Origin of the sequence: Pseudomonas sp. PDM31 (assembly GCF_019218965.1) — a bacterium.
GTDB lineage: Bacteria > Pseudomonadota > Gammaproteobacteria > Pseudomonadales > Pseudomonadaceae > Aquipseudomonas.
This window is the reverse complement of the sequence record NZ_JAHUWS010000001.1, coordinates 257,268-281,656: the sequence shown is the minus strand read 5'-3', so window position 1 is coordinate 281,656 and position 24,389 is coordinate 257,268. Positions and strand designations below refer to the sequence as shown.

Sequence of the window (24,389 nt, the reverse complement as noted above, 5' to 3'; positions counted from 1 at the left end):
TTATCCAAAGTTCGGGGTGAGTGCCTGGCGTGGTTTTATCTGAGATCAACCGGGTTTCATGCCGCGCAAACCCCATAACCAGGAGTCGCAATGCCTGACCGAACAGCAAGGGACGCGTTTACGCGAGGTGTCCGGGCGCTCATTCCTTTGATTCCCGGTGTCATTCCGTTCGGTTTGCTGACGGGGGTGATGGCGATCAATCTGGGCATGTCGCCAGCCACGACCATGGGCATGACGCTGCTGTTCTATTCAGGGTCCGCACAGATGGTCGCACTGCAACTGCTGAACATGGGGGCAGTGCCCATGGCCATTGTGGTCACGGCCCTGGTTATCAACTTGCGCTTCATCATGTACAGCGCGTCATTGGCCCCTCATCTGCACCATTTACCCCGACGCTGGACGTGGCCGGTGTCCTATATGCTGTCGGACCAGTCCTACGCATTGTGCAGTCTCAAGCTTTCCTCGGGCGAGTTGGGGCAATACGCACACTACTATTACGCCGGCACAGCCGTTGCCATGTGGCTGTCATGGCAATTATCGGTATTGGCGGGCGTTTACCTGGGTGCAAGTATCCCCGAAACCTGGTCATTGAGCTTTGCCATTCCGCTGTCTTTTCTGGCGCTTCTGGTTCCCGGCATACGCAGCGCTGCGAGTCTGGGCGCTGCTCTGGTCGGTGGTTTGCTCGCCGTGTTTGCCGTGGATATGCCCTATAACCTCGGGTTGGTAAGCGCTTCCATTGGTGGGGTCATGGCGGGTCTGTTGATTGAGACTATTCGCCAAAAAAACATGAGCGAGGCGCTGACAGATGACGTCGAGAGGGACACGCAATGAGTGATTTAGCCTTGTGGGGGCTTTTCCTGGCGGTTGGCCTTGGAACCTTTGCCATGCGCCTTTCCTTTGTCGAGCTGTATGGCCGGCTGCGAATCCCGACGCTGCTCAGTCGCGCCCTGCTTTACGTGCCGGCGAGTGTATTGGCCGCCCTGGTGCTACCGGCCGTGGTCTACCCCGGCGGGCATGGTGAATTCGTGCTGGATAACCCTCAGATCCCCGCCGCCCTTATTGCTGCCTGGGTCGCCTGGAAGACTCGCAATACTTTGCTGACACTTGCGATCGGGATGGGTACGCTGTGGTTATTGAAGTTTCTGGATTGGTGAGGCGCCAAGTGCCACGGATGTCTGCAGGCAAAAAGCACAACACCGGCGCCAGGCCGGTGTTGTGCTTTGCATCGTGTCACCCGGGGGTAGCAGGGCTACCCCGACGAATGCCTTAGAAACGGTACTTCGCCGAAGCAGTAATGCTGCGCGGTGCGCCGTATGTCAGGGCACCGTAGGCATCGAAGATGTCGAAGTACTTCTCGTCGGTGATGTTGTCGGCATTGACCTGGGCCGAAAGGTTTTCGGTGATCTCGTAACGAGCCATCAGGTTGACCAGCGCATAGGCGTCCTGCTGGATCTTCTCGGAGTTGCCCGCCGGGTTGATGGCGTAGGTGTAGATCGAGTCTTGCCAGTTAACCCCGCCGCCAATGGTCAGCTTGTTGAAAGCGCCTGGCAGACGGTAGGTGGTAAACGTGCGCAGCAGCTTGGTCGGGTACAGGGTGTTGACGTCGTCGCCTGCGGCATCTTCGGCGTTGAACTGGGTGTAACCCACCGATGCATTCCAGTTTGGCGCGAGCTCTCCGGAAACTTCCAGCTCAAAACCCTTGCTGGTCGCGCCTTCACTTGCCTCGTAGGCGAAGCCGCCGACAGGGTTCGAAGGATCGATCAGTACGCCGGTGTTCTGGCCCAGATTGTCCTGTTTGATCTGGAAAATCGCAGCAGAGGCGTTCAGACGACCATCGAAGTACTCACCCTTCAAGCCGATTTCACTGCTCTCGCCAACGATCGGCTCCAATTGCTGGCCACTGGCGTCGCGTACCGACTGCGGCAGGAAGATTTCCGTGTAGCTGGCATAGGCCGAAAGATTTTCGGTGAGGTCGTAGACCACGCCGGCATAAGGAGTCAGCTCGTGATCGACATCGGTCTTGCTCACTTCCGAGAAAATGTCATCAGCGGTCTTCTCGTACCAGCTCTCACGCGCGCCGAGAATCACTTTCAATTCGTCGGTCACGTTCAGGCGGGTTGCTGCATAAAGCCCCTTCTGACGGGTCTCGCTGTAGCCATAGTCGGTTCTTGCACCCCAGATCGGTTCAGGGAAATTGCCGTTGTAGCCATCGAAATCGGCCACGCCGCCAAAACCTGATTGCGCGTCGCGTGAATCGGCGTCGAACTCCTGCTTGCTGTCCACATAACCGAAAGCCAGTTCGTGCTCACGACCCAACAGCGAGAACGGACCATTGAAGCGGATACCGTAGTCGTCCTGGGTGGTCTCGGTCTTGTAGGTCGCCGGGAACGAAGACATCGGCGCGCTACCGTTGCGGCCCGGGTTGCCGGACAGGTACAGCAGGGAAGAGTCACCGTGTCGCTCGCCACGGTTGTAGCTCAGGTTCATTTGCCAGTTGTTGGCAAAGGTGTGATCAAGATTGACGAAGTACGTGTCGTAGGAGGTATCCCACTTGCTCCAGTCGGCGGAGGTGGTCTTCGAGCGGCTCCAGTTGGTGCGGCTGCCATCAGCGTACCAGACTGGCAGACCACCCCACATTGGCGACTCGGCGTTGCTTTCCTGGTGGCTCAAACCGAACCACAGGGTGGTGTCGGGAGTCAGGTCGATATCCATTGTGCCGTAGAGGGTCTGGCGCTTGTTCGAGTTCATGTCGATCCAGGTATCGCCCTGGTTGGTCTCTGCGACAAATCGCCCGCGCACAGTGCCTTCCTGGTTCAGCGCCGTAGACACATCGGTCTCTACGCCAAAGGTGTCCCAGGTGCCAGCGCTCAGTTCTACCGAACCCTTGAGGTCAGTGCTGTTGGCGCGCTTGCGCACCATGTTGATAGACGCCGAAGGATCGCCAGCACCGGTCATCAGACCGTTGGCGCCACGCACCACTTCAACGCGGTCGTACATGGCCAGGCTGCTGAAAATTTCTCCCGAGCTCCATGGTTGTTCATAGATGGTGGGAACGCCATCGATCATCAGCGAGTTGAGTTCGAAGCCACGGGCGTTGAACTGCGCACGGCTGGTTTCGTAGCGGTTGACCGACACACCGGTGGCATTGTTGACCACGTCGAGAATCGTGTGCAGGTCCTGGTCCTGAATGCGCTGTTGGGTGATGACGCTGACTGATTGCGGCGTCTCTCGCAGTGACATGTTCAACGGCGTGGCGGTGCGCGCCGAATCGGTGGTGTATGAGTTGGTGTCTTCGGTGACGCCAAGGCGTTCACCCGTGGTGACTTCCGTAACAGCGATCGGGGCCAGGGTCACCGAGCTTCCCGTCTCGGTCTTCTCGTTCGGCTGCGCCGCGTGCGCTCCGGGCGCAGCGAAGGCGATGCCAGCCGCCAGCATATGCACTGCGAGAGCCAAGGGACGCACTGTCATTGGTGCGCGCGGCATGTCGGAGCTTTTTGAACACAGGAGAGTAGGGACGGGCATACGAACTCACATTTGGGATTTGGTGTTATTTGAGAATCGATATCATACGCAAATGTTATAGTTTGTTAAACACTTGTTTACAAAATGTGTTTTGTTGTGAAAATCGGTGATCTCCGCCTTAAAACGCGATGTGTGCGAGCAGTGATTTCGTAATTGAGAATCACTATCGAGCGTGATAGTGTCGGCAACCTTCTCTGGCGCGACCTTTAACCGATAATGGCCCTACATGAACGTCTCTCCCTGACCCAACTGGTCGAGCTCCATTACGAGGACATCAAGGGGTATATCCAGCGCAAGGCCGGCTCAGCGGTGACGGCGTCGGATATCGTCCAGGAAACCTGGCTGCGCGCGGCCAGGCATTCGACCAAGCAGCCCGAAAGACCCCTCGCTTATCTCTATCGTACGGCCGCCAATCTGTTGCTCGACAAGCAGCGCCATGACCAGACCTATATCCGTCACTTCGGTGATTGCGTCCTGGAGGAAGAGTTAGAGTGCCCGTTGGCACCACCGGACAAGGCTGCCGGCATCCGTCAGGAATTGGAAATACTGGCTGATGCGCTGGGGGATCTACCGGAGAAATACCGCGCGGTATTCCTGCTATCGCGTTGCGAAGGATTCACCCTGCGCGAGATCGCCACGCAGCTCGATATCAACGAAAGCACCGTCGAAAAGCAGATTGCCAAAGGCATGCAGCACTGCCGTGCACGGCTGCTTGGCACCCGTAGCGGCATCAGGTAACGATATCGAACACGCACATCGTTCCCATGGGTGGGACCGATCAAAATCAAAAGATCTCAGCCTCGTTTCACTCGACGGCTCCTGCAAGCCATTGACTTGCGCCCGTCGCCCGGCTAATTTTCGGGCATGACTTTCACCGTATTGCGCTGCCAGCCAAGCATTATTACCGCCATTCCTCACTTGGCGGGCTAGCTCACGACTGCAGCACCCAACCCGCCCTCGAGGCGGGTTTTCATTTTCTGTCTCGGGGCACTGATCAATGTCAGGAGACGATCATGTTCACGCCCGCCCAACAAAACCTGCTTGAGTATTACGTTAAGAAGATTCTTGCCGCGCCGGTCTACGAGCTGGCCGTGTGTACACCGCTGCAAGCGGCACCGGCGTTGTCCCAGGCCTTGGGCAATCAGATCCTGCTCAAGCGCGAAGACCTGCAACCAACGTTCTCCTTCAAGATTCGTGGCGCCTATAACAAACTGGTGAACTTGAATGCCGAGCAGAAAAAACTCGGCGTGATCACCGCTTCCGCCGGCAATCATGCCCAGGGTGTGGCGCTGGCAGCACGGGAGTTGGGCATCGACGCCACAATCGTCATGCCGGGCAACACGCCGGAGTTGAAGGTGCTGGGCGTACGCAGCCGCGGCGCCCAGGCCCTGTTGCACGGTGACAGCTTTCCGTTCGCCCTGGCCTATGCGCTGAAACTGGCAGAGCAAACCGGCAGGAACTTTGTTTCACCCTTCGACGATCAGGAAGTCATAGCCGGGCAGGGCACTGTCGCCATGGAAATCCTGCGTCAGCATCAAGGGGCGCTGGATGCGATTTTTGTCCCGGTGGGCGGTGGCGGTTTGATCGCGGGCATTGCGGCCTACGTCAAATACCTGCGGCCAGAGGTGCGAATCATTGGTGTCGAGTCGCAACACTCCGCTTGCCTGTACGCAGCTTTACAGGCCGATGAACGCGTGGTGCTGCCTGACGTAGGCACCTTCGCCGATGGCGTGGCGGTGGCGCAGATCGGCGCCCATGGTTTCGAAGTGTGTCGCTTCTGCGTAGACGAGGTGATAACCGTCAGTAACGATGAGCTTTGCACTGCGACAAAGAACATCTACGACGATACCCGCTCCATCACCGAGCCTTCTGGCGCCCTGGCCGTGGCCGGAATCAGGAAGTACGTAGCGCGTTCTGGTGTCCGGGGGCAAACCCTGGTCGCCATCGACTCCGGTGCCAATATCAATTTCGACACTTTGCGCTACGTGGCCGAACGCGCCGCATTGAGTGATGCGTCGGCCTGATGAAGGCTTCTGCTGAACGGCAGTTATCCAGATGTAACTGCCGGCACTCGACATATTATCGAACTGTTCGCTTCTGGCCGATTGATGCCTGTGACATGTGCGGCAGTAAAATACGGTCAAAGCCGGCAACTACAAAGCGTATTCAGCTACTTCCTTTTCTATCTCGACAAAATAATTTCTTATTATCCCAAAAGCCTGTTCTGTTGAAGGCACCAGGGTACGCAGCGCCAATCGTACGATTCCCAGCGTCATGTCCAGATCAAGTTTTGGGTACACGTCAAGGGCTACAACGGCTTTGCTCTTCAGTGGTTGCAGCATTGCGTTGTAGGTTGAGGGCGAGATCATGTTGGAGGAGGAGAGGAGTTTATGGATAGTTTCCAGATTGTTTATATTGACGGAGAAGTTTTTTTCAAGAGGTAGTTGCCAGCCATACAGCTGAGAAATCTTGTAGGCCAAGGTACCGCTAATGTAACCAGATCCAATGATTGGGTAATGTTCCAGTTCGCTGATTGTAATTTTCCTTTTTCCGGCAAGCGGATGATCATGCCTTACAAACCAGCCGTAAGTGCATTTATATAATGGCTCGGCCAACAGATCCGCCGAACTCGCCGCCGCGCTGACGTCGCCAACGAAGAAATCAAGTTTTTCCCTGCGCAGTGAATCCAGCAACACATCGGTGCTTTCGACCTGAGCCTGAACCCTCAGATTAGGGCCATTGGAAATCAATTCGTTGATCAAGGGCGCGAGCAGGTCTACCGCCAGGGAGGATCCGAGCCCCAACGCCAGTGGCCCATAGGCACCGTTCTTCATGAGACTCAATGCCCGCGCACCCTCGCGCTCGTCAAAGACGATGCGGCGCGCTCGATCCAGGTACTCGAGTGCGTAAGGAGTCGGGCGCAAGCGCCGGTTACTTCTATCAAAAAGCGATACACGGAGCTCGTCTTCCAGAGCTTTGAGGCTGCGCGACAGCGCCGGGAGGCTCAAGTGGACAGCCTCGGCAGCAGCGCTGAGCGACCCGGTATCCATAACCGCCACAAAATGGTGAAGCTGCCGGGTGTTCATGTGTGAGATCTCCAGTTGCAATATCTGCAAGATATTAAGCGGATAATTGCAATTTACCTAAATAAAGCTGACTCCTACACTCGGGTCATACACACAAATACAAGTACAAATTCATGACCAACGCATTGCCCCTCTCGCCAGTCAAGCCACTGGTAGCTATCGCCGCCGACCGCGTGGAGCGTTACGGTCATCAAGCACATGCCCTATTGCACGGCTACGTGGATGCGGTGGTATCGGTATCCGGTGGGATGGCCCTGGCGCTGCCTGCTGACGAAGCGGCAATCGATATCGCCAGTTTGATCGCCCATGTAGATGGCGTCGTGCTGACGGGAAGCCCGTCGAATGTTTCCCCGCATCAATATGGACAGACATCGATTGCGCCGGGGGCAATGCTTGACCTGGACCGCGATGCGACGGTTTTACCCCTGATCAAAATGCTCGTTGCAGAGGGTGTCCCGGTGCTGGGGATTTGCCGCGGGTTTCAGGAAATGAACGTGGCCTGGGGGGGAACCTTGAATGCCGCGGTTCACGAGAGACCCGGGGCCATCGACCATCGGGAGGGTGATCAGACCCGACCCATCAAGGATTGGTATGAGGACTGTCATTCGATCGAGATCATCTCTGGCGGAATTTTGTCAGTGCTAAGTGCCGAAAAATACGTGCTGGTGAATTCGCTGCACCACCAGGGCGTAGAGAGATTAGGCCAAGGATTGAAGGTTGAAGCGATTGCCCCGGACGGGTTGATTGAAGCTTTCTCGGTAGAAGGCGCACCCGGTTTTGCTTTGGCTGTGCAGTGGCATCCGGAGATGCGAGTAGAGGACAGCGACCTGGCTCGAGGGATATTCGAGGCCTTTGGGGCTGCATGCCGACAGCGAGCAATTATTCGCGCGCAATCGTGCAAGGCAAGTCAGTGAAAAACGAGATTCCAATGAACACCAAAACAATAACTCAACTATTCAGTCGGACCTACGCGCAATCGCGGGAAAAATTCCTGAGCGCTGCGCATTCTAGAGGCCTGGCGGTCGAAAGTTATGAACTGCAACTCAAAGGTGCAGAGGGTGAGGCGCTCGCCACCGATGTGGTGGTCGATGGTCCGCTGGACGCCTCCAGAATGCTTATGGTCATCAGTGGCGTTCATGGTGTCGAAGGGTTTACCGGCTCGGCCGTGCAAACCGGTTTGCTGAGGCTGGAACTGCCAAAACCTGACGATACGGCTGTGCTGTATGTACACGCTATCAATCCGTTTGGATTCTCGCACCTGCGCCGCGTAACGCAGGAAAACGTCGACCTGAATCGAAATTTTATCGACTTTGGTTCCAACCTGCCGCAGAACCCGGGTTACGAACAGATTCATGACGCCCTGCTTCCGCACAAGTGGCCGCCCGAGAGCGATGAAGTATTAGAGACCTATCGCCTGGAACATGGTGACAAGGCCCTGCAAAAGGCCATGTCCATAGGACAATACACATCTGAAAATGGCATGTGGTTTGGTGGCAAGGCGCCCACCTGGAGCAACGATACCTTTAGAGAAATCCTGCGCAAGTACACCGGGCAAACAAAGGTAATTGCTTCAATTGATATTCATACCGGGCTCGGGCCCTATGGTTACGGTGAAAAAATATTCGCCGGTCATGATCATGGCATTTTCAGCATGGCACAGGATTGGTGGGGCGAACTGACCAATGTACACACAGGCACTTCCACCAGTGTACCGATGAGTGGCCCGATACAGACCGCAATCGTTCAAGAGTGTATGAACGCCAAACACATCGGCATTTGTCTTGAGTACGGAACCTACCCTCTGGAACGAGTGATTACTGCACTTCGGGCCGATCATTGGGCTCACCGTCATGAAATGCGCATGACAGCACAGGGATCAGCGATAGCAAGTCATCTCAAGGACACCTTCTACCCGGACGAGTCCGAGTGGCAGCTAAAGGTTTGGCAGCAGGCGGAACAGGCAGTCGTACAGGCCCTTAATGGACTCGCAGTCTAGAATTTTGACTGCGTCAGTCAGAGTGCCAGTTGATTGTAAACTTTAACTATCCTGATGATTATAATATGAATAATCCAACAATATCCCAAACGGTCAACGCGAGCTGTTCAGGCACTGACACCGCCGTGGGTCATGCAAGCATCAATAAAAAAGCGATTGCGGCGGCTGTCGCTGGCAATGCTCTTGAGTTTTATGATTTTGTCATTTATGCCTATTTTGCTGTTTACATCGGCAAAGCGTTTTTTCCGGTAGCTGGCGAGTACGGCAGCTTGATGGCCGCTGTTGCAACTTTTGGCGTTGGTTTCTTTGCACGCCCATTGGGCGGCATTCTGATTGGCGCATACGCCGATCGGGCAGGGCGTAAACCTGCCATGATTCTCACTGTGGCACTGATTACGATTGGTACGATTGGTCTGGCGATGACCCCCAGTTATCAGTCGATCGGGGTTGCCGCACCGATCATTGTCGTTATTTGTCGCTTGATACAGGGTTTGGCGCTTGGCGGTGAAGTGGGGCCTGCGACGTCGCTTCTGATTGAGGCAGCTCCGCCTCATCGCCGTGGGTTTTATTCCAGCTGGCAGATAGCAAGTCAGGGGATCGCTGTTGCAGTGGGTGGGGTTCTGGGCGTTACCCTGTCCCTGTGGTTGAGTGCAGAACAGCTGCAATCCTGGGGATGGCGCGTCCCATTCCTCCTTAGCCTTGTACTGATTCCTATCGTTATCTACATGCGTAGAGAGTTACCGGAAACCCATGAGGCTGCGCAAGAGCGCACCAGCACTGAAATCGTTGGCGTCGTGCTGCGCGATCATAAAAAAGTACTGGTGCTGGGTATTCTGTTGTTCGCGTCTATTGGCGTTGCGTCGCAGATCGGCAACTACATGGTCAGTTACGCTGTGCAAGTCCTCAAGCTGTCGGCGCCGATCGCCCAAGGAAGTGTTCTGGTTGGCGGTGTGGTTACATTTGTTTTTGCACTGTTGGGCGGTTTGCTCAGCGACCGCCTTGGTAGAAGGATTACCAACTTCATTCCCCGGGTTATTTTGACGCTTGCCATTGTTCCTCTCTTCATGTGGCTGGTGAATGCGCCTGATTTGGTCACGCTCTTTACGGTAAATACCGTCATTGCCGCTCTGACTGCAATGTTCGCTACCGCCGGGCTTGTGCAAATTCCGGAATTGTTGCCGATCGCAGTGCGCAGTACGGGTTTGTCTCTGGTTTATGCACTGGGCACAGCCATATTTGGCGGCACCACTCAGTTTATCGTGACCTGGCTGATTGCCGTGACCAACAGCCCAATGGCGCCGGCATGGTATTTGGCTGCAATAAGTGTTGTGAGTTTGCTTGCCATGCTGTTCCTGCCTGAGTCAAAAAATATAGATGTTCGAAAGTAATTCGACATGAGTAGTTGAACAACAAATACGATGCAGTTCCATGTTTGTCTGTTTTTTGTCTGCATACAGGCATGGGTTTGCTGTGGGTTACAGATTGCTCAACTCATTGATCTGGCATGTTTGTTTTGTCTTCTGGAAAACCTGGTGCCAGTTGCAGGGTGTCGGGCGTAATTGGTTTTATTGAAAAAATTGTACTTCCTGATTCCTGATCTAATAATAAAAACGTTAGGTGGTAAAAATGATTTATATACAGCGTACCGTTTTACCTTTGCTCTTCCTCGTAGCGGCACCAGCGGCCCTGGCTGAAAATGCCAACCAGGATTTTATCGCCACCCAGCTCAAATCCAGCAGTGCCCAGGACGAAGCCACCGGCCTTATTGCCGGGCAGTCGTTGTCGGGCTCAACCAAAAATTTCCTGTCCAAGGAACAAACCGACCGTGAAACTACCTTTTTCATCAAGAAAAATGGTAGTCCACCGCAGACGACGGATCGTCGTGATACCTGGGTGCAGGGCACGATCCTGGACTATCGCTCCGGGTTTACTCAAGGTGCGTTTGGTCTTGGCGTTGAAATGGCTGTCTACAACGCCATTGCTCTGGAACAGGGCAAGGGGCGCATTGCAGGTGGTGGCAATCGTACGCTGACCGACAGTGACGGCAATGCGGTGGATCAGTGGAGTAAACTGGGACTGGCAAACGTCAAGGCGCGAGTATCGAACTCGACGTTGACTGTTGGCCGCCAGGATATGCTGACGCCGATGATTGCCAACAACACCAACAGAGCACTGCCTTCGAGTTTCGAAGGTGTGAATCTGAACAGTGCTGAATTCAATAATTTGAGTTTCGATCTGGGTGCGTTTGATAAGGTGTCTCCGCGCTCGGAGCAAAGCACCACGAAAATCGTATCCGAATACGGTAATCGCGGTGTGTCGAGCGACGAGGCCTACATTGCGGGGGCTACTTACACGCCAACCAAAAGTCTTAAAACCAGCGTTTATTCGACCCAGGTTGAAGATTTCTGGAATCAATACTATTTCGGCGTTGCGCACAGTGCTGGAGATCGCGCCACACTGGCTTTGAATACATCGTTTAACTACTACAAGACCACAGATCAGGGCTCGGCGAAAATGGGCCCCATCGACAATGATGCTTACAGTTTGTCGTTGAAGATGAGTCACGGTGCCCATGGTTTGCTATTTGCGTGGCAGCAGATCAATGGTAACGAATACTTTGATTATATCCATGAAAGCAAGGGCACGGCGCTGGCCAACTCATTCTTGTCCAATTATAACGGGCCTAATGAAAAGTCTGTGCAGCTTGCCTATCTCCTGGACACTGCCCCCTACGGTCTGCCGGGCTTCACACTTTATTTGTATAACGTGCGTGGCTGGGGCATTGATGGTACTCACTATCAGGGCAGCAGCTACAATGCGAGAAAACTGGACGGTGAAAAGCATCAGGAGTCAGGCCTTTTGACTTCATACACTGTTCAGAGTGGCGCACTGAAAAGCAGTACTTTTCAGGCAGGTTATGTAGCGCATCGCGCCACGCCTAATGAGATCGATGGCAGTGTCAAGGAATTCCGCATGGTTACAATGATTCCGTTCAATGTGTTTTGAATCATTATGCCAAGGCGCAGGTTTACCCTCTGTCGTCAGTATTGCAGACGGCGCAAGTGAATCACATATAGCAACGTCCTGAGCGAAACCACCCCCTTCCAGCTACGTGTTGGAAAGGGGGGTACTCGGTTATCCCTCCAGATCCTCGGCCCGATGCCGTTCCGGCACCTGGCTCGCCTCATCGCCCCAGGTCCGGTTGACTCGCTGCCCGCGAATCACCGCAGGCCGCTTGGCGATTTCTTCTGCCCAGCGCTGCACGTGGGTGTATTGGTGTGCTGAAAGAAACTCGGCTGCCGAGTACACGTTGTCTCGCACCAGTTGGCCGTACCAGGGCCAGACTGCGATGTCGGCGATGGTATAGCTGTCACCGGCCAGGTACGGACTCTCGGCCAGGCGTCGATCGAGGACGTCCAGCTGACGCTTGGTTTCCATGGTGAAGCGGTTGATCGGGTACTCGAGCTTCTCTGGCGCATAGGCATAAAAATGCCCGAAGCCGCCACCCAGATAAGGCGCCGCGCCCATTTGCCAGAACAGCCAGTTCAGGGTTTCGGTGCGTCCTGCCAGATCGGTGGGAAGAAACGCCGCGAATTTTTCCGCCAGATACAGCAGGATCGAGCCGGACTCGAATACGCGGGTGGCCGGTTCCGTACTGCGGTCCAGCAATGCCGGGATCTTCGAGTTCGGATTGATCTCGACAAAGCCGCTGGAGAACTGTTCTCCCTCGCTGATGCGGATCAGCCAGGCGTCGTATTCCGCTCCCCTATGACCAAGCGCCAACAGCTCCTCCAGCAGGATGGTCACCTTCACGCCGTTGGGAGTGGCCAGGGAATAAAGCTGCAACGGATGCGTGCCCAGCGGCAATGATTTGTCGTGGGTCGGTCCGGCCGTTGGCCGGTTGATGCTGGCGAACTGGCCGCCAGACGCAGCGATATGTTTCCAGACCCTGGGAGGACTGTAGGACGCTTTGCTCATGAGACGAACCCTGTCGTTTGCCGGTAGTGATCCCATAGACCATACAGGTCAACGATAGTGCTCGGCCAATGGATTGCCAGTGCCGCTCTACGAGTCCTGGCTGACCCCGGCGCGCTTCAACGCAGGCTCCAAGACACCCCGACATACATGGCCAGCCCCTCACCCGGTGTCGACCTTGCCGCGTCCAGCCCTTTATCGTCGTAGCCTGGCGTGACCGTGGCAGCGTAGTGCTTGTCCGTCAGGTTGCGCATGTCCAGCCAGGTCTGCCAGTCACCCTTGGGTGCGTTATAGCCCAAGGTCGCGCCGAATATCGCGTAGGGGTCGGCGTAGTAGCTGTTGGCGTAATCGACGGCCACTTTGGAGACCCACTGCGTATTGATCCCGGCGAAGAAGCCCTGGGGCCAGTCGTAACGCAGTTCGCCCTGGTAGTAATGCATCGGCAGGCCGGGCAGGCGGTTGTCGCCAAAGCGCTCGTCGTCACGGTAGTGGAAGTCGCTGAAGGTGTAGCTCTGACGCAGGCTCAGTTGGCCGCCATCACCCGCCGACCACAGGCTGCTCAGCAGGCTGGCTTCCACACCTTGGTGCACGGTGGGGCTGGCGTTGAGCTCATAGGGCGTCGTGGCGTTGGCGTCTGGCAATACCGAGAGCAATTCGTGCCGCACTTGGGCGTAGTACCAGGCCAGGCTCCATTGTCCCAGCGTGCTGTCGCCCCGGCCGCCAAGCTCCAGAGTGGTAGCCGTCTGGTTTTGCAGTTCAACCGGTTGGCGCTGGGCGCCCGTGGCGGGTCCGCTGCCTGCGGGGAAGCGCAGGTGGGAGCTGTAGATCAGCGACCAGGGGTGCGGCGCCTCCACCGAACGACTGAGATTGCCGAACAATTGCAGGTCTGGTGTCAGTTGGTAGCGCAGGCCTACGCGCGGGGCGTAGTCCCAGTCGTGCAGGCTGGTCTTGCCGCCACTCTGCGGATAGGTCACATCACTTTCACGGCGGGTGTAGATAGCCGCCAGGCCAGTGGTCAGCCACAGGTCGTCGGCGATCTCCAGGTCATTGCCTACATGCAGGACCGTGTCCGAGCCCTGGTAGGTGAAGTTGCGCATGAGCGTGCCCGGCGCATAGCCTGCGGTATTGCCGGTGGGGATGCGCACGAACTCGCTGGCGCCGGAATTGGGCAGGTGTTTCGTCACTCGCAGGCCCGCAGAGCTCTGGCTTTGCAAACCCCAGAGCGTGTCGCGCCGTTTGTAGTCGAAGGTGCCGCTGACGTCTGTGTACGCCACCTTCAGACGGTTGGGACCTTCGCGTAAATCCATTGGGTAGTCATGGTAGACAAGGCCGGTCTGGATACTGGAATCGTCATCGACGTAGTAGGTGGTCTTGTTGCCGATAAAAGTGCTGCCGGGCTGGTCGCGGCTGTCGTCCCGCGCCACGTAGGCGGGGTTGGCCGCCTTTGGGTCGTGTTCGATTGAGCGCTTGGTCACCCGTCCGGCGAGGTCATTGTCGGTCTGGCGATGGCGCAGGTAGAAGCGTGTCTCAAGGTTCGGGTTGAAACGATAGCCGAAGTTGGCGATCACCCCCTGGCTCTCACTGGCGGTGTGGTCCTGGTAGCCATCGGAATTTGCATCGGTCATGGCCAGGTAATAATCGAAGTCGCCCAGCACCTGCCCGGAGCTGATCTGGCGCTGCTGATAGCCGTGGCTGCCCATCGCGTAGCGCACTTGCAACTTTGCCGAGTCGTAGCCCGTGTGGCTGATGTAGTCGATGGCTCCACCCAAACTCAGGGCGCCCCTGTCAAAACCGTTGGCGCCGCGCAGCACTTCCACGCGCTCGAGCCACAGCGGCTCCAGCAACTCATAGGGCGTACCGCCCGGGCCAGTCAGCGGCAGACCGTCGAGCATGGTGTACAGGCCCGAGGCATGGGCACCCGGGGCCCGGTTGATACCCGAACCGCGGATCGAGATTTTCACGCCCTCATTACCCGCCGACTGGGCGTAAACGCCGGGCTGGTAAGCCAGCACATCCTGGTTGCTGGCCACGCGACCCTGCAAGGGACGGCGCATGTCGACCACATTGGTGCCACCAGGCACCTGCGCAAGCCGGGCTCTGGCGTCCTCGATCTGCTGGTCTTCGTCGCTCAGATCCTCTGCACCAATCAGCACTTGCCCCAGCTCCAGGCCTTCAGCGCCAGCCATGGCCGGATAAACAAGGGCCAGGCCCAGCAGAGCAGCGGGCAGGGATTTAGGCGAGGGCATCAAGGACTCCAAACGTACGGGAACGGGCAGTGAAAAGTGCGACGCAGGAAAATACCAAGGAAACACATGGCGATTTGTCTTTTTTTGTGTGCAGGTGCCGGCCGACGTTGCGATTGACCAAAACCTGCGTGGCTGGCAAAACTTCTGGCGGTAGACCTGGCAAGCAGGCTGGGCTATTTTGCCGCCGCTGCCGAACAAGGCGGCCACCGTTGCGTACTGGTTATGAATGGATAAAAGGACTGTTCATGGAAGCGGTAATGAGAAGTCGGCTTTTTGCGGTTCTGCTTGGCCTGGGATTCATTGCTGTGGAGCAGTGGGTAAAGGTACAGGCACTGGTTTCCCTGCAATCTGACAGTTTCAGGATTGGCGGCAGCTTCGCCTGGCTGGATATCGCCTTGAGCTTGAACCCGGGCGCCTTTCTGAGCCTGGGTGCGGGGTTGGCACCCGGGGTTAAACAGATGATCTTTATTGTCGGCGTGGCCGTCGTTGTTGTCTGGGCTACCGGGTGGGCGTTGGCACGTTGGGCGACGGTTCCTGTCAGGGCGGCAGCCGTCTATTTGATTGCGCTGGGTGGTGCATCCAATCTGATCGATCGGGTGTTTCGTGAGGGGCACGTGGTCGACTACCTGATCCTCAACCTCGGACCCTTGCACACCGGTGTGTTCAATATTGCTGACATCGCCATTATGGCAGGGGCCGGTGTGTTGCTATTGGATGAGCTGAGAGCAGCCAGGCGCAAGTAACAAAAGCGCTCCTGCTCAGATGCCCGCGATCACTTTGCCGTCTGACCACGCTCCAGTCCATGAGAGGTAGCGGGTGGGGGATATCCAGCCGATATCATCGCTTGCGTCTAAAATGCATAGTAATCACTCACCACGATGAAGGAACGACCCATGTTCAAATCTCGCGCATTGATCGCAGCTGTTACAAGCCTTGCGCTAGTCTGTGGTTCAGCGACTGCATTAGCTGATCAAGGTAATGGAAAGGGCCAGGGAAACGGCAAGGCGCATCCGCACAACAGCCAGGCTCATGGCAATCAGGGCGGTCAGGGCAACAGCGGCAAGAACTCCGGGGACAGTGATTGGAGTCATGGTCCCAGCATCAATCACGGCAGCATCCTGGGGATTGTCGGCACCCATCGGGACTACTGGAGCCCCGGCCCGGCATTGCCACCGGGTATTCAAAAAAACCTCGCGCGAGGCAAACCTCTTCCACCAGGTATCGCGAAAAAACTGGACGGTCGCCTGATCGGCACCTTGCCTCGTTATGAGGGCTACGAATGGCAGCAGGCGGGCACCGACCTGATACTGGTAGCGCTGGCCACCGGGCTCATTTACGAAGTTCTCAATGGTGCCTTTGATTAATATTTGAATTGCGAATGCGAACAGCTCAACTATTAAACACCATCCTTGTTTGCCTCTTTTGCAACTTGTTTATCGGGGCAGGGTGCATTGCATTCCATCTGTCGCCAGACCTGAACTAGCCGGGACTTGGTGAGTCTTATGGTATGAGATATCAACCCATGGAAGCTATCATGCTTTTATATAACAAGAGTTTCGTTGCAGTATTGTCGTGCACCCTGATGCTTGCAGCCGCTCCACTACTACCTGCTGATCTGTCCATCATGAGCTCTGCCTCTGCCAAGGATGGTGGTGGTGGTGGTGGTGGTGGTGGCGGCGGCGGTGGGGGCGGTCACGGCGGTGGCGTTGGCGGTGGCCACGGCAGCGGCGCAGGCGGCGGCCATAGCGGTTCAGGCCACTCCGGCAAGGCTGACAGTAACGGTCGAGGCAACGGACTGAGCAGTGATCATGCGGGCAAGGCCGTTCGCGATCATGGTGAAAGCGGGAATCACTACGGCAGTGAACGCAACAGTGACCGCGGCCATGGCACAACGACTTCGGGCATCGCACACTCCAAAGATACTCGCGGCGTGAGCAAAGCCAGTGCTATTGCTGCCTCGACGCCAGGAGATCACAACTCCAAGGGGTTGAGCAAAGCCGGAACGCCAGTCTCTAAAAGTCGTACCAGCTATCCATAACAGCTGATGGCAAAGTACAAAAAACTGAACTCAGGCCTGACCCAGGCCTGAGTTCAGTTCGATCTTCTTCAGGTGCTTCGTAATCGGACCTCCCGAAGATCTGGTGCCTGTCTTGCCCAGCAGGTCAGGCACTACCGGAGAAAATCGGGCAAAGGTAGGGCGCCATTACGGTGCACAGCTCGTTTCATCTCCCGTCTTCTGATACTTGCGCACAAGTTGCAGCCGTCAGTTAGAGCACTCCGTTTGTAATCGCTTTCAGTCACTGTTCATATCCAGCATAAATTTCTCTCATGCCTAGAGTGGGAAGCGCAATCCTCGTCTAACCTTTGCCAGAGGGTTATGCACGGTCAGGGAAAAATGAACTTATTCATGTTTCCGCTAACGCAGCCGATTGCATGCTGTACATCCGACTCGCCACAACGACTTGCGGGAAATTATGCCGAACAGTTTCGCCTCTATTGAAAACTCCCTCTCCAATCGTTCAAGTGTGTCGCTGGCAAGGGCCTCACTCTTCAAGTTTCTCGGGTTACTGGCTGGCGTGTTCGTGCTAGCCAGCGGCTCACTGGTTTATCTGGCCAATGACCTGGACCATACCGAACAGGTCGAAAGCGCCTTCTACACAAAAAAGGCTGTGCAATCGTTGGAAAAATCAGTGCGCGCGACCGTCAAGGATTACGCGTTCTGGGGTGAAACCTACAAGTACCTGCATGTTCAGGTTGACCCTGACTGGGCCTATGTACGACAGAACCTGGGGCCTTCGCTCTATCCTGACTTTGGATTTCGGGGAGTGTTTGTCGTCAGCGATGACAATCGCACCGTGTACTCGGTGGTCGAGGGCAAGTTGAGCAGTGTTGCAGCCGCAGACTGGCTCAAACAGTCCATTGCACCGATTCTCGAGAAGGCTCGGGAAGGAGAGCAAGCAGAAACACCGATAACCGCCTTCATCGATATTGCAGGTGTACCCGCCCTGGTGGCGGCTGCAGCCATTACCCCCGGAACCGACCCGACAGTGGAGGCTGATGCCAGGCCAGCGTCGGTGCTGATTTTCGTAGACTTTCTCGACAGCGCCAAACTCCAGGTGATGGGCCAGGATTTCGGTGTAGACGGCCTGCACGTTGGCACGCCTGAGGAAAGGGATGCGACGTATTTCCTGCCCCTGGGTGAGAACGGAGCAGCCGGCAGTCTGCGTTGGAGTCCTTCCCGCCCCGGGCTGCGGTTGCTGGGGGTAGGCTTGCCGTTGATTGGCATCGCCGCGCTGCTGGTGTGCCTGATGACCTGGGCCATCTTGCGCCGCACAACCGCCAGCGCGCTTGCCCTGGACGCCAGTTACACATCGCTGCATCGCAGTCAGGACGCCCTGGCCATCAGCGAAGCGCGCTTTCGAGACGTCGTTGAAGCCATCTCGGACTGGGTATGGGAAATAGATGCCCAGGGTCGTTTCACCTATTTATCCGATCGATTTGACGATGTGACCGGGCTCTCCAGGATCGCCTGGATAGGGGCGCCAATCGATGATTTGCTAGGCACGGAACCTGGGTCATTAACTCAGTGGCTGAGCATTCCCAATCGCCGCCAGGATATCAGCCTGCAGTGCCGCTACATTGATAGCGCAGGCCGCGAACGAATCACGCGTATCTCGGCCAGGAATATGTCAGACACAGGCTTTCGAGGTACCGCAACGGATGTCACCGAGGAAGTCGAAGCCCGTCGGCGTATTGAATTTCTCTCCCAGCATGATGCCCTGACCGGACTGCCCAACAGAACACGTCTGCAGGAGTTTCTCGACGGTAAACTCAAGGCCTTGCCGACGCCGGAACAACCTCTGGTCATGCTCTGCCTGGACCTCGATCGTTTTAAACCGGTCAATGATTTGCTCGGACATGCCGCGGGGGATCTGGTGCTCAATGAAGTGTCGAGTCGCCTGGCCGAGTGCGTGCGTCACGGCGACCTTGTGGCCCGGGTTGGCGGGGACGAGTTTGTCCTGATACTCACAGACGTGAGTTCCCAGGATGAGGTCGAGGCACTGTGCCGTCGCCTGATCGAGTCGGTTGAACGGCCGATAGAGATTGATCAGCAGCAAGTGTTTGTCAGCGCAAGCATTGGCATCGCGATGGCGCCGAATGATGCTTGCGAGGCGGCGGAATTACTGCGCTATGCCGATATTGCACTGTACGAGGCCAAGTCGGCCGGCCGTAACACCTGGCGCTTCTATGCAGGCGATATGAACACCAGGATCATCGAGCGCCGCCGCCTGGAAAACGACCTGCGTTTCGCGATCAAGGACGGACAGCTGCGCCTGCACTTCCAGCCGCGCTACCGTATCGCTGACGGTCGCATGGTGGGTGCCGAAGCGCTGGTACGCTGGCAGCACCCTGAGCGGGGCCTGATACCTCCCGACACTTTTATCCCGATTGCCGAAGAATCCGGGCTGATACTTTCCTTGAGCAACTGGGTGATCAATACCGCCTGCGATTGCGCTTCGCGCTGGCCGCAAAACCTGTTCGTGTCGGTCAACCTGTCACCTACCGAATTCAAGCGCGGCGATCTGGTCGAGCGTATTCAGAAAGCACTGGTGGACTCGGCCATCGACCCCGCCCGGGTAGAGCTGGAAGTTATTGAAAGCGTGATGCTCGAAGACGCCACTGGCGCCCTGGATCTGATGCGTACCCTCAAACGCCTCGGCGTACGCATCGCCATGGATGATTTCGGAACGGGATACTCCTCGTTGAGCTATCTGCGCGCGTTTCCTTTCGATGGCCTGAAAATAGACCGCAGCTTTTTGAGCCGGCTCGATCAAAGCGAGGACGACAGGGCCATCATCCAGGCTATCGTGGGCTTGGGGCGCGCCTTGGCGCTGACGGTGACGGCAGAAGGCATTGAAACGGCCGAACAATTGAGTTTGCTCAAAACGGTTTCCTGTGACGAAGGTCAGGGCTATTTCCTCAGCCGGCCGCTGGATAGCGATGCGTTCGACGCCTTGGCAGGCGTCGGCGAAATACAGAAGGCATAAACTGCGTACAACGTCAGTCAAGGGTGCGAGGAAAGGTTGCCGTGAACGTTGTACCGGCTGCGAGAGAAGAGTCTACGACCACATCACCGTGGTGCGCTCTTGCGATCTCCCAAACAATGAACAGGCCCAACCCGACACTTCTGAGTTCTGCATTGTCATGACTGCCACGGATCATCGGCTCAAACAAATCCCTGAGTAATACCTTGGGTATCGGCGTGCCGAAATTGTGCACGGTGATAACCAGCGCTTGATCTTCAAAGGCAGTGGACACGGTGACTTCACTCTCGCTGGCGCCGTAGGCAAATGCGTTGGCGACCAGGTTGCCAATGAGCTGGTAGAGTCGATCACTGTCGGCAGTAAAGGCGCCTTGCCCATGGCGCAGATGGGTCAACTTATGCCCGGGAAAAGCCAGGCTCAACTCCTCCAGGCAGTCAGCCACCAATTCGTGTAAATCGACTGGTTTGGGTACGACGGCAATACCTCGGCCAACCTGCGTCAAGGTAAAATCCAGCAGGTCGGCAACCAGACGCTGAGCGCGATCGGCCGAATGGCTGATGTGTCCCAGTATTTGCACTTGCTTGGCATCCAGCTCCCGGCGACCCAACAGTTCCGTCGCCATTTTTATGGCCGACAAGGGGTTGCGCAGGTCATGGCTGACAATCCCGATGAGTTGCTCGGCGAACAGGGCTCTGTCCTCAGCCGCCGCATAGGTGATGCGCAATTTATCCTGGGTCAGATCCAGTACGCGCTGGTCCTTGAGGTGCTTGGCCAGATGTCTTTCGGCAAGCATTCGGGCATTGAGCAGCTCGCGTTCGTATCTTTGCCTGTCCGCGGCTTTGAACAACGTCATCTCATGAAATATGCCTTGAGAATGCTCACACGCGATGGCGCTGAGCATCATCGCCATGGAATGTCCGTTGTAGTGGGTCAGATCGAACTTTACGTCAGCAACCACGCCCTGTATCTGCATCAGGGGCGCCCAGTACGTCTTATGAAATGTCCTTCCCTCCATGCTCATCAGGTCCTGAATGTGCCGGCCGAGCAACTCTTCTCGCCGGTAGCCTAACCAGCGGCAGAAAGTCAGGTTGACCTGGGCGATCTGGCCATTTTCTGCGGTAAGCAGCACGCCACATTCAGCTTCGTCGAAGAGAACTTCAGAACCGGGTTTCGACTCGTAATCTTCCGGCATAGGGATCACAGAACAATGGGATGGCGATATTTCAAAATTATAGCCCCCACCTGTACAAGCAGCCTTAATACTTGGCCATAACGTGCAATTGGCGTCCTTTATCCAGGTTTCACTGATGACAAATGACCTTCGGCTTTGCTACTTCCGTTGACGGTTTCGCTGCTGTTTGACGTTATACATCTCGCGGTCTGCCAGCTTTGTGGCCTCGTCCACCGTCATGTTGCCCGGTATCACTGCCACGACCCCGACACTCGCGCCGGTATATTCAATATCACCAAGACCATGGCCCAGCTCATATCGCCCTATCGTCGCTTTGGACAGGCGCTCCTGTAGCAGTTCGGCGGCATGTCGCCGGTCACTTTCCAGTTCCGAGTGGTCAGCGGGTGTGCCCAGGGCGATCACGATGAATTCATCACCGCCAGTGCGTCCGATGACGTCGCTGGTTCTAAGGCCATGCTGCAGTTGGGCGGCCACACCGCGTAGTAGCTCGTCTCCTGCCAAGTGGCCGCGGGTGTCGTTGATTATCTTGAACCCATCCAGATCGATGACCCCCATCAGGATGTACTTGTTCTCCCGCTGGGCGAGGGCGAACATGCGCTCGGCATCGTTCAGAATGGCACGGCGGTTGGACAGGCCGGTGAGTGGATCTGTCAGGGCCAGCTTGGTCAACTCGGCGTTGGCCGCCTGAAGCCGCTCAACAAGCAGCCCACGTTCAAGGGAATATCCCAGCAACCCGGACAGCAGCATCAGCAAGGGTTCCACTTCAGCAGAGCGGGCCACCTGATTTGAACTGGCGGCACATACAGTCCCCAGCACTTGTCCATCCTGGGACCTGATGGGCGCGCTCACGTAAGTTCTGATGCCCAAGGCCGCGGCAGCTTCCGAGTCGCCCCAACATTCGGCAACGTTATCCGAATACATGCGATTCTCTTCCAGCGCCCGCTTGCACAGCGTATCTGTCCAGGGCACGACCAACCCTTCCGGGATCACCATGTCACCGACGTTGCGTGCGAACTCGATACGCTGCACACCCTCATCGGTATCAATGGTCGTCAGGTAGGTCGACTCCATGCCGGTGACCTGGCTGAGAAGGGTCAGCAGGGGACGCGTAAGTTGCTCCAGGGTCTGGGCTTTGGGAATGGTATCGGAGAGAAGAGAGAGAATCTGATCCATTTTGGCGTCCCCATGGCTAAGCGGTTTTTTGATTATCGTTTAATCGTTCGAATACTGAACAGGGCGAGGCTTCTCCAAGCCGAGGCGCGGCAAAGCCATTACTTGCGCACATTCTGGTACAGCATCAATCGAGAGGTTTCATGCATGGCGCGGGTCAGTTGTGACAGGCGCTTGAACTCCTCGGGGTTTTGCTCGGCGACGTTGTCCAGTGGCGTCTGGGAGGCCAGGTCATGGAGACTTGGCGCACTGCCGTCGTGCTCCATCTGCACCATGTAGTGTTGCGTCACGCCGGCAATCAGCGGGAACGTGCCTTCACGTAACACCAATGGCACCACGCGTTCGCCTTCGGGCGCGGGCTGCTGGATATCACGGCCCATGCCGCTGTTGCGAAACTCAAGGCCGGCCATGCCTGCCACGGTCGGCAGCAAATCCACCAGGCCAACGGCTTGCTCGACCTTGCGCGTCCCGATCAGGCCGGGTGCGTGGATGATCATTGGCACCGCGTTGCTTTCCAGTCCCAATAACTCATAGGCCGGCGGCAGGAAAGGGATTTGGGCGATACGGGTGTTGTGGTCGCCAAACATCACGAAAATGGTGTTGTCGTACCAGCCGCCGGCCTTGGCGATTTCCATCAGGCGTCCGATGTTGAAGTCCAGCAGACGCACGGCATTGTATTGCTCGACACTGCGCGAGCCTGCCGCCTGGACTTGCTCCAGGGTAGGGTGCTTGACCTCGAATCCGTCATTGGTCGCTGGAATTGTGAAGGGGCGATGGTTGCCGGCTGTTTGTACATAGGCGAAAAACGGTTTGTCCTTGGGCAGCGCTTGCAGGATCTGGTCGGTTTCCTTGAACAGGTCCAGATCCGAGATCCCCCAGACATCCACTACCGGGGATTTCCAGTCCCGCTCGTCGAACAGGCGAACGCCGTCGATGCTTTGCCGGATCAGGGCATTCATGTTGGCCCAACCGGAGTTGCCGCCAATGGTGTAGATCTTCTCGTAGCCGGTGAAGGCATTGACCAGCGTGTTTTGTCGGGTGATCAGCGGATTACGCGTCGCGGTTTCCTGTCGGGTAACGTCAGGCACTCCGCTAATGCTGGCCCAGACGGTTTTTGCGGTTCCCGTCACCGGTACGTAGAAGTGCTTGAAGAACCAGCTTTGGGTGGCCAGGCGATCGATATTGGGCGTTGGGTTGATCGGGTTGCCATAGGCGCCGACGGCGCTGGTGCCCAGCGACTCGAGCATGATGAACATCACGTTGGGTGGCCGCGATGCGGAAATTTTGTAGGGTTGCGGCCCCTGGTGGCGGACAAAGTTGAGGGTTTGCGGATCAGGCTGGTCGACACCCAGATAGTTGGCCATGACCGCGTAATGTTCGCGTACCAGTGCTTCGTCATAGCGCGACTGGCCGACCTTGACGGTGTCGTAGAGGAATATCACCGGGTTCAGGCCCAGTGCCGCGATCTGGTTATTGCCCGAGAAAAAGGCATCGCTCCAGCGCAGCGGTACCGGGTTTTCAAAGTTCAAGTGTTCGACTCGACCCAGAATACCCAGCAGCACCAGCACGACCATCAACGCACCACCCCAGGTCGCGGAGAGGGGGTGAATGGCTTGGCGGGGGCGATCCAGGGTGATGCGCTCCAGACGCACCAAGGCCAGTGTCACGATCGCGACAGTTGCCAGCCAGCCCAGGGAAATCCAGATGACCGGGTAGGTTTGCCAGACCATGTCACGGGATATTTGCGCATCCTCGATAAAGCGCAACACCGTGGCGTTGATCCTCACGCCGAGGTAGGCGTAATGGCCAAAGTCGATGATGTAGACAAGCAGCACGGCGCTGAGGATGGCGACCAGATACAGGCGGGCGACGCCGCGAAGGAGGCGGCTGCCAATCAGGTTCCAGCGGGGGATCCAGGCCAGCAACGCCACTGGCAGCATGACCAGAATGGCCAGGCGCAAGTCGAAACGAAAACCGATGCCCAGGGTTTGCAGGACGTTTTCGTCGCCCAGGGCTTTGGCGTCGAAACCGGAAAAGCCGAAAAAGAACACCACTCGCAGCAGTGCAAACAGAACAAACACGATCGCTGTTGCACCCAGCCAGTAATGCAGACGTCTCGATTTCAGCCAACCCATCATCTTTCCTTATTAAACAGTT

The 24,389-nt window shown here is 56.5% G+C and carries 19 protein-coding genes; 12 read left to right on the top strand and 7 right to left on the bottom strand.

The window, feature by feature from the left end; translation table 11 throughout:
• Positions 1 to 90: 90 nt before the first annotated feature.
• Both KW839_RS01110 and KW839_RS01105 read left to right on the top strand, forming a co-directional pair.
• Positions 91 to 831, top strand: a complete 741-nt coding sequence (locus KW839_RS01110; protein WP_218423115.1) for an AzlC family ABC transporter permease — start codon at positions 91 to 93, stop codon at positions 829 to 831.
• Complete coding sequence (locus tag KW839_RS01105) at positions 828 to 1,154, top strand: AzlD domain-containing protein (protein WP_218423114.1); 327 nt, start codon at positions 828 to 830, stop codon at positions 1,152 to 1,154. The genes KW839_RS01110 and KW839_RS01105 overlap by 4 nt, the downstream gene beginning before the upstream one ends.
• A 112-nt stretch (positions 1,155 to 1,266) precedes the next feature.
• On the opposite strand, the gene KW839_RS01100 is transcribed toward KW839_RS01105, so the two are convergent.
• Entirely contained in the window at positions 1,267 to 3,483 is a 2,217-nt protein-coding gene (locus tag KW839_RS01100) for a TonB-dependent siderophore receptor (RefSeq protein WP_256352448.1), read from the bottom strand.
• 255 nt (positions 3,484 to 3,738) lie between these two features.
• Here KW839_RS01100 and KW839_RS01095 point away from each other — a divergent pair, with 255 nt between their 5' ends.
• Together KW839_RS01095 and ilvA are read left to right on the top strand one after the other, a co-directional pair.
• Positions 3,739 to 4,260: an RNA polymerase sigma factor gene (locus KW839_RS01095; RefSeq protein WP_060542218.1), complete on the top strand. Its 522-nt coding sequence runs from the start codon at positions 3,739 to 3,741 to the stop codon at positions 4,258 to 4,260.
• 272 nt (positions 4,261 to 4,532) lie between these two features.
• Positions 4,533 to 5,546: a threonine ammonia-lyase, biosynthetic gene (ilvA, locus tag KW839_RS01090; RefSeq protein WP_218423396.1), complete on the top strand. Its 1,014-nt coding sequence runs from the start codon at positions 4,533 to 4,535 to the stop codon at positions 5,544 to 5,546.
• A 129-nt stretch (positions 5,547 to 5,675) separates the two neighbouring features.
• Here the strand turns inward: ilvA and KW839_RS01085 are convergent, their stop codons facing one another.
• Positions 5,676 to 6,608 (bottom strand): LysR family transcriptional regulator, encoded by a 933-nt coding sequence (locus tag KW839_RS01085; protein ID WP_218423112.1) that lies wholly within the window; start codon positions 6,606 to 6,608, stop codon positions 5,676 to 5,678.
• A gap of 113 nt (positions 6,609 to 6,721) precedes the next feature.
• Here KW839_RS01085 and KW839_RS01080 point away from each other — a divergent pair, with 113 nt between their 5' ends.
• The 4 genes from KW839_RS01080 (at position 6,722) to KW839_RS01065 (ending at position 11,610) form a co-directional block, all read left to right on the top strand.
• Positions 6,722 to 7,522: a gamma-glutamyl-gamma-aminobutyrate hydrolase family protein gene (locus KW839_RS01080; RefSeq protein WP_218423111.1), complete on the top strand. Its 801-nt coding sequence runs from the start codon at positions 6,722 to 6,724 to the stop codon at positions 7,520 to 7,522.
• A 14-nt stretch (positions 7,523 to 7,536) separates the two neighbouring features.
• On the top strand, positions 7,537 to 8,604 hold the full coding sequence (locus KW839_RS01075; RefSeq protein WP_060542215.1) for a M14 family metallopeptidase: 1,068 nt from the start codon (positions 7,537 to 7,539) through the stop codon (positions 8,602 to 8,604).
• 65 nt (positions 8,605 to 8,669) lie between these two features.
• A complete protein-coding gene (locus KW839_RS01070; RefSeq protein ID WP_082457560.1) occupies positions 8,670 to 9,992 on the top strand; it encodes an MFS transporter in 1,323 nt (440 codons plus the stop codon).
• A gap of 238 nt (positions 9,993 to 10,230) precedes the next feature.
• Positions 10,231 to 11,610: an OprD family outer membrane porin gene (locus tag KW839_RS01065; protein ID WP_218423110.1), complete on the top strand. Its 1,380-nt coding sequence runs from the start codon at positions 10,231 to 10,233 to the stop codon at positions 11,608 to 11,610.
• Positions 11,611 to 11,739: 129 nt separating this feature from the next.
• Here KW839_RS01065 and yghU read toward each other — a convergent pair whose 3' ends face one another.
• Together yghU and KW839_RS01055 are read right to left on the bottom strand one after the other, a co-directional pair.
• The gene (gene yghU / locus KW839_RS01060; RefSeq protein ID WP_218423109.1) at positions 11,740 to 12,582 is read right to left on the bottom strand and encodes a glutathione-dependent disulfide-bond oxidoreductase; all 843 of its coding nucleotides are present in this window, start codon (positions 12,580 to 12,582) and stop codon (positions 11,740 to 11,742) included.
• Between the two features lie 116 nt (positions 12,583 to 12,698).
• Positions 12,699 to 14,825, bottom strand: coding sequence for a TonB-dependent receptor domain-containing protein (locus KW839_RS01055; RefSeq protein ID WP_218423108.1), 2,127 nt, complete (start codon positions 14,823 to 14,825; stop codon positions 12,699 to 12,701).
• Between the two features lie 245 nt (positions 14,826 to 15,070).
• On the opposite strand from KW839_RS01055, the gene KW839_RS01050 reads away from it, so the two are divergent.
• The 4 genes from KW839_RS01050 (at position 15,071) to KW839_RS01035 (ending at position 19,873) form a co-directional block, all read left to right on the top strand.
• The gene (locus KW839_RS01050; RefSeq protein WP_218423395.1) at positions 15,071 to 15,568 is read left to right on the top strand and encodes a signal peptidase II; all 498 of its coding nucleotides are present in this window, start codon (positions 15,071 to 15,073) and stop codon (positions 15,566 to 15,568) included.
• 150 nt (positions 15,569 to 15,718) lie between these two features.
• On the top strand, positions 15,719 to 16,189 hold the full coding sequence (locus KW839_RS01045; RefSeq protein WP_060542209.1) for an anti-virulence regulator CigR family protein: 471 nt from the start codon (positions 15,719 to 15,721) through the stop codon (positions 16,187 to 16,189).
• Positions 16,190 to 16,359: 170 nt separating this feature from the next.
• Complete coding sequence (locus tag KW839_RS01040; RefSeq protein WP_218423107.1) at positions 16,360 to 16,863, top strand: hypothetical protein; 504 nt, start codon at positions 16,360 to 16,362, stop codon at positions 16,861 to 16,863.
• 436 nt (positions 16,864 to 17,299) lie between these two features.
• Complete coding sequence (locus KW839_RS01035) at positions 17,300 to 19,873, top strand: EAL domain-containing protein (RefSeq protein ID WP_218423106.1); 2,574 nt, start codon at positions 17,300 to 17,302, stop codon at positions 19,871 to 19,873.
• Between the two features lie 13 nt (positions 19,874 to 19,886).
• On the opposite strand, the gene KW839_RS01030 is transcribed toward KW839_RS01035, so the two are convergent.
• The 3 genes from KW839_RS01030 to KW839_RS01020 all read right to left on the bottom strand — a co-directional run bounded on the left by KW839_RS01030 (position 19,887) and on the right by KW839_RS01020 (position 24,367).
• Positions 19,887 to 21,062: a PAS domain-containing sensor histidine kinase gene (locus KW839_RS01030; RefSeq protein ID WP_218423105.1), complete on the bottom strand. Its 1,176-nt coding sequence runs from the start codon at positions 21,060 to 21,062 to the stop codon at positions 19,887 to 19,889.
• A 138-nt stretch (positions 21,063 to 21,200) separates the two neighbouring features.
• Entirely contained in the window at positions 21,201 to 22,235 is a 1,035-nt protein-coding gene (locus KW839_RS01025) for a GGDEF domain-containing protein (RefSeq protein ID WP_060542206.1), read from the bottom strand.
• Positions 22,236 to 22,333: 98 nt separating this feature from the next.
• Positions 22,334 to 24,367: an LTA synthase family protein gene (locus KW839_RS01020; RefSeq protein ID WP_218423104.1), complete on the bottom strand. Its 2,034-nt coding sequence runs from the start codon at positions 24,365 to 24,367 to the stop codon at positions 22,334 to 22,336.
• Positions 24,368 to 24,389 lie beyond the last annotated feature (22 nt).